The organism is Streptomyces sp. NBC_01551, from assembly GCF_026339935.1.
GTDB lineage: Bacteria > Actinomycetota > Actinomycetes > Streptomycetales > Streptomycetaceae > Streptomyces.
On record NZ_JAPEPX010000015.1, the window covers coordinates 1 to 6,344 of the forward strand.

Sequence of the window (6,344 nt, forward strand, 5' to 3'; positions counted from 1 at the left end):
CGTGGAGAGCTGGGGCCTGAAGCCGGACTTCCTCTCCGGCCACTCGATCGGCGAGATCGCCGCCGCACACGTCGCCGGTGTCTTCTCCCTGGACGACGCGTGCGCTCTGGTGGCAGCCCGGGGTCGCCTGATGCAGGCGCTCCCGGCCGGCGGGGTAATGATCGCCGTCCAGGCCTCGGAGGACGAGGTCCTGCCGCTGCTGACCGAGCGCGTGAGCATCGCGGCGATCAACGGCCCTCAGTCGGTGGTCATCGCCGGGGACGAGGATGCTGCGACTGCTGTGGTCGAGACGTTCACCGATCGCAAGTCCAAGCGCCTCACCGTCAGCCACGCCTTCCACTCCCCGCACATGGACGGGATGTTGGAGGACTTCCGTGAGGTGGTGGCGGGGCTGTCGTTCGGCGCTCCGCGTATCCCGGTCGTGTCGAACCTGACCGGCGCGGTCGTCTCGGACGAGATGGGTTCGGCGGAGTTCTGGGTGCGGCACGTGCGGGAGGCCGTTCGCTTCCTCGACGGCGTCCGCGCCCTGGAGGCCGCGGGTGTGACCACGTACGTCGAGCTCGGCCCTGACGGTGTGCTGTCGGCCCTGGCTCAGGACTGCATTGAGCACGACGCCGTGTTCGTACCCGTGCTCCGCAAGGGCCGCCCCGAGGCCGAGGCCGTCACCACGGCCCTCGCCCAGGCCCACGCCCACGGCGTCACCATCGACTGGACCGCGTACTTCACCGGCTCCGACGCCCAGCGCGTCGACCTGCCCACCTACCCCTTCCAGCGCCAGCGGTTCTGGCCCAGCGCGTCCGTGTTCGCCGCCGGGGATCCGGAGGCGATCGGGCTCGGTGACGCCGGGCACCCGCTGCTGGGTGCGGCGGTCGTGCTCGCCGATTCCGAGGGCGTGCTCCTCGCTGGTCGGCTGTCCCTCGACACCCACCCCTGGCTCGCCGATCACACGATCCACGGTGGCGTGCTGCTGCCGGGCACGGCCTTCGTCGACCTGGCGATCCGTGCCGGCGACCAGGTCGGCTGCGATGTGGTGGAGGAGCTGACGCTGGAGGCGCCGCTCGTTCTGCCCGAGCGGGGCGGTGTGCAGCTTCAGCTCGTGATCGAGGCGCCCACGGCGCCCGGCCGTCGGGCGTTCAGCGTGTACTCCCGCCTCCAGGACGCGCCGGCGGAGGAGCCGTGGACGCGTCACGGTTCGGGTGTGCTGGCGGCCGGTGCGCGGCCGGAGGCTTCGCGGGAGTTCGGTGAGCTGGTGGCGTGGCCGCCGTCGGGTGCCGTGCCTGTCGACATTGACGGGTTGTACGCGGAGTTGGTCGGGGACGGAATGGCTTACGGGCCGTTGTTCCAGGGTCTGAAGGCGGCGTGGCGGCGTGGCGGCGAGTTGTTCACGGAGGTGGTGCTGCCGGAGGACGGGCGTGCGGATGCGGCTCGGTTCGGGCTGCATCCGGCGCTGCTCGACGCGGGTCTGCATGCCATCGGCCACCGCGACCCCGCCGTGGAAGGCTCCGCCGGTGCGCTGCTGCCGTTTGCCTGGGCCGGTGTCTCGCTCTATGCCGTGGGCGCTTCCTCGCTCCGGATGCGCCTGACCCCGAACTCGCCGGACGACCGGCACAGCCTGGCCCTGTTGATCGCGGATGAGACCGGGCGCCCGGTGGCGGCCGTGGAGTCGCTCACCCTGCGTCCGGCCTCGGCCGATCAGGTCAACGCGGCCGGCGGCGGTCACCTGGAGTCGCTGTTCCGTGTGGAGTGGGAGCCGGCCGCAATCGGCTCGGTGACGCCCGCCGGTCTGCGGTGGGCCGTACTGGGCCGGGACGAGATCGGCCTGGGCGGCACGGGTGTCGAGGTTACGGAGTACGCCGACGCGGCCGCGTTCGGTTCCGCGCTGGTGGCGGGTGAGCCCGCTCCGGATGCGGTGTTCGTCCTGCCGTCCGCTGTGGACGTGGATGCCGACACCGTCGGGTCGGTGCACGGTGCGGTGAATGCCGCGCTGGCGTCTGTCCAGGAGTGGCTGGCGGATGAGCGGTTCGCCGGGACGCGGCTGGTGTGGGTGACGTCGGGTGCGGTGGCTGTTGAGGCCGGTTCGGGTGTTCGGGATCTGTCGGGCAGTGCGGTGCGGGGTCTGCTGCGTTCGGCGCAGTCGGAGAACCCGGGCCAGTTGGTCATGCTGGATCTGGATCTGGATCTGGATGAGGGTCTGGATCCGGTGTCGGTGGCGGCGATTCCTGCCGCGCTGGCGGCCGGTGAGCCGGAGCTGGCGGTCCGTGCGGGTGTGGTGAGCGTGCCGCGTCTGGTGCGCGTGCCGGCTTCGGACGGTGCGGCCGAGTCGCCTGTTGTGATCGGTGACCCGTCCGGGACGGTTCTCGTGACCGGTGCCACGGGTGGGCTGGGCCGGCTGTTCGCGCGGCACCTGGTGACCGCGTACGGGGCGCGGCGTCTGCTGTTGGTCAGCCGTCGGGGTCCCGAGGCGGTCGGTGCTGAGGAACTGGTCGCTGAGCTGGCGGAGTTGGGTGCTCAGGCGGAGCTTGTTGCTTGTGACCTTGCTGACCGGGATGCGCTGGGTGTGCTGTTGGCGTCGGTTCCGGTCGAGCACCCGCTGACGGCCGTGGTGCACACTGCGGGTGTTCTGGATGACGGTGTTCTGTCGTCGCTGACGCCGGATCGGGTTGCGGCGGTGCTGCGGCCGAAGGTGGACGCGGCCTGGAATCTGCATGAGCTGACGCGGGGTCTGGACCTGTCGGCGTTCGTTCTGTTCTCGGGTGCTGCGGCGGCGTTCGGTGCTGCCGGGCAGGCGAACTACGCTGCCGCGAACGCGTTCCTGGAGGCTCTGGCCGAGCAGCGTCGCGCCGAGGGGCTGGCCGCTACCGCGCTCGCGTGGGGTCTGTGGGCCCCGCAGACGGGCAGCGGCGGCGGCATGGCCGCGAGCCTGGACGACGCCAACCTGCGCCGCATTGCACGCGACGGGGTCGACGGACTTGCCGCCGATGAGGGACTCGCCCTGTTCGACACCGCGATGACGGTGGACTCGGCGGTGACCCTGCCGATGCGGCTCGACCTGGCGGTCCTGCGCGCGCAGGCGGTCTCGGCGGGTTCGACGCCGGCGCTGCTGCGTGCTCTCGTGCGGGTGCCCGTACGCCGCGCCGTGGAGCGGCGAGACGGCGGCGCCGGGACCGGTTCGCCGCTGGTGGCGCGCCTGCTCGGGTTGCCGGTCGCGGAGCACGAGGGCGTGCTCCTGGAGCTGGTGTGCGGGCGCATTGCCGCGGTCCTGGGCCACACCGGTGCCGACGCGGTCGACGCCGAACGGGCCTTCCGGGATCTCGGCTTCGACTCCCTCACGGCCGTGGAGCTGCGCAACGTACTGAAGACGGAGACCGGTCTGCGACTGCCTCCGACGCTGATCTTCGACTACCCGACGCCCGCGGCGCTGGCCCGGTACCTGCTCTCCGAGCTTGGGGTGAGCGACGGTTCCGCTGAGGCGGAGGGCGCGCGCGGGCTGTCGACGCCGGTTCGGGCCGCCGTGGGCCTGACCGACGATCCGATCGTGATCGTCGGCATGGGCTGCCGCTTCCCCGGCGGGGTGCGCTCGCCCGAGGAGCTGTGGCAGCTCGTCGCCACGGGCGGCGACGGCATCACCGCCTTCCCGTCCGACCGCGGCTGGGACGTGGAGTCTCTCTACCACCCCGACCCGGACCAGCCGGGTACCTCGTACACCCGCGAAGGCGGCTTCCTGCACGACGCGGCGGAGTTCGACGCCGATTTCTTCGGGATCTCGCCGCGTGAAGCCCTGGCCATGGACCCGCAGCAGCGGCTCCTGCTGGAGACCTCGTGGGAGGCCTTCGAGCGGGCCGGCATCGACCCGACCACGCTGCGCGGCAGCCGTACCGGTGTCTTCGCCGGCGTCATGTACCACGACTACGCGACGGGCTACGGAAACGGGGAGGAGCTGCCCGAGGGGGTCGAGGGTTACCTCGGCACCGGCAACTCCGGCAGTATCGCCTCGGGCCGTGTCTCGTACGCCTTCGGGCTGGAGGGCCCGGCGGTGACGGTGGACACGGCGTGCTCGTCGTCGCTGGTCGCCCTGCACTGGGCGGTCCAGGCGCTCCGTAACGGTGAGTGCGACATGGCTCTCGCGGGTGGCGTCGCGATCATGGCGACGCCGGAGACGTTCGTCGACTTCAGCCGTCAGCGTGGCCTCGCGGCCGACGGCCGCTGCAAGTCGTTCGCGGCGGCCGCGGACGGTACCGGCTGGGCCGAGGGCGCGGGCATGCTGCTCGTGGAGCGGCAGTCGGACGCGCTGCGCAATGGCCACCCGATCCTGGCCGTCGTACGGGGCTCCGCGATCAACCAGGACGGCGCCAGCAACGGCCTGACGGCCCCGAACGGCCCCTCGCAGCAGCGGGTCATCCGCGAGGCCCTGGCCGGCGCGGGCCTGTCTTCCGCCGACGTGGACGCCGTCGAGGCCCACGGCACGGGCACCCGGCTCGGGGACCCGATCGAGGCGCAGGCACTCCTGGCCACCTACGGCCAGGACCGTCCGGCCGACCGGCCCCTGCTGCTCGGCTCCATCAAGTCCAACATCGGCCACACCCAGGCCGCCGCCGGTGTCGCAGGCGTGATCAAGATGATCATGGCGATGCGGCACGGCATGCTCCCGCAGACCCTGCACGTCGACGCGCCGTCGCCCCAGGTGGAGTGGGAGGACGGTGACGTCAGCCTGCTGACGGAAGCCGTGCGGTGGCCGGAGACCGGCCGTCCGCGCCGCGCGGGCGTCTCGTCGTTCGGCATCAGCGGAACCAACGCCCACACCATCATCGAGCAGCCGCCGGCCGCCCCGGAGTCGGCGGAAGCACCCGCCGAAGCCACGCCGCTGCCGGTCGTACCCTGGGTGCTCTCGGCGAAGGGTGACGACGCCCTTCGGGCGCAGGCGCGTCAGCTCCAGTCCTACCTCCTGTCCGCGCCGGACGTACGCCCGGTCGACGTCGCGTGGTCGCTGACGGCCAACAGGGCGTCGTTCGACGACCGCGCCGCCGTGGTTGCCGCGGACCGGGACGGCCTGCTGGCCGCACTGGAGGCGCTGGCGGAGGGCCACTCGACGGCGGGTGTGGTGAACGGATCACCGACCGCCGGGAAGATCGCCTTCCTGTTCACGGGGCAGGGGAGCCAGCGGCTGGGGATGGGGCGTGAGCTGTACGACGCCTTCCCGGTGTTCGCGGCCGCGCTGGACGCGGTGTGCGAGCGGTTGGGACTGTCGCTCAAGGACGTGCTGTTCGGGGCGGACGCGGCTCTGCTGGACGAGACGCGGTTCACTCAGCCCGCGCTGTTCGCGGTCGAGGTGGCGCTGTTCCGGCTGGTCGAGTCGTGGGGTGTGAAGCCGGACTTCCTCTCCGGGCACTCGATCGGTGAGATAGCTGCCGCGCATGTCGCTGGGGTGTTGTCCCTTGAGGACGCGTGTGTGCTGGTGGCGGCGCGTGGGCGGTTGATGCAGGCGCTGCCGGGTGGTGGCGTGATGATCGCGGTGCAGGCGTCGGAGGATGAGGTCCTGCCGCTGCTGACCGAGCGCGTGAGCATCGCGGCCGTAAACGGCCCGCAGTCGGTGGTCATCGCCGGTGACGAGGACGCTGCGACGGCGATCGCCGAGTCGTTCACCGACCGCAAGTCCAAGCGCCTGACGGTCAGCCACGCGTTCCACTCGCCGCACATGGAGGGGATGTTGGAGGACTTCCGCCGGGTGGTGGAGGGGCTGTCCTTCGCGGCCCCCCGCATCCCGGTCGTCTCCAACCTGACCGGCGCGGTCGTCTCGGACGAGATGGGTTCGGCGGAGTTCTGGGTGCGGCACGTCCGCGAGGCGGTCCGCTTCCTCGACGGCATGCGCGTCCTGGAGGCCGCGGGGGTCACGACGTACCTCGAACTCGGTCCGGGCGGTGTGCTCTCGGCCATGGGCCAGGAGTGCGTGACGGCCGAGGGCGTTGCCTTCGTGCCGGTCTTGCGCGCCGGGCGTCCCGAGACCGAGACGGTGGTCGCAGCAGTGGCCCAGGCTCACGCTCGGGGCCTCAAGGTAAACTGGCAGGCCTTCTTCGCCGGTTCGGGCTCCCGATCCGTCGAACTGCCGACGTACGCCTTCCAGCGGCAGCGCTACTGGCTGCCGATGGCGGGAACCGCGCGGAGCGGCGCTGCCGACGGAGTGGACTCCCGCTTCTGGGACGCCGTGGAGCGCGAGGACCTGGAGTCGCTCGCCGCAACGCTGGACATGGACGACGCGAACGCCTGGGACAAGGTTCTGCCGGCTCTGCCGACCCTCTCGGCCTGGCGCCGCGGCCTGCGGACCCAGTCCGAAGTGGACCGCTGGCGTT

Annotated in this window: 1 protein-coding gene; it reads left to right on the forward strand. The window is 71.8% G+C overall.

Annotated features, from left to right (window positions below; translation table 11 throughout):
* A partial coding sequence (locus OG982_RS30850; RefSeq protein ID WP_266950272.1) for a type I polyketide synthase occupies positions 1 to 6,344 on the forward strand: 6,344 nt, incomplete at both ends.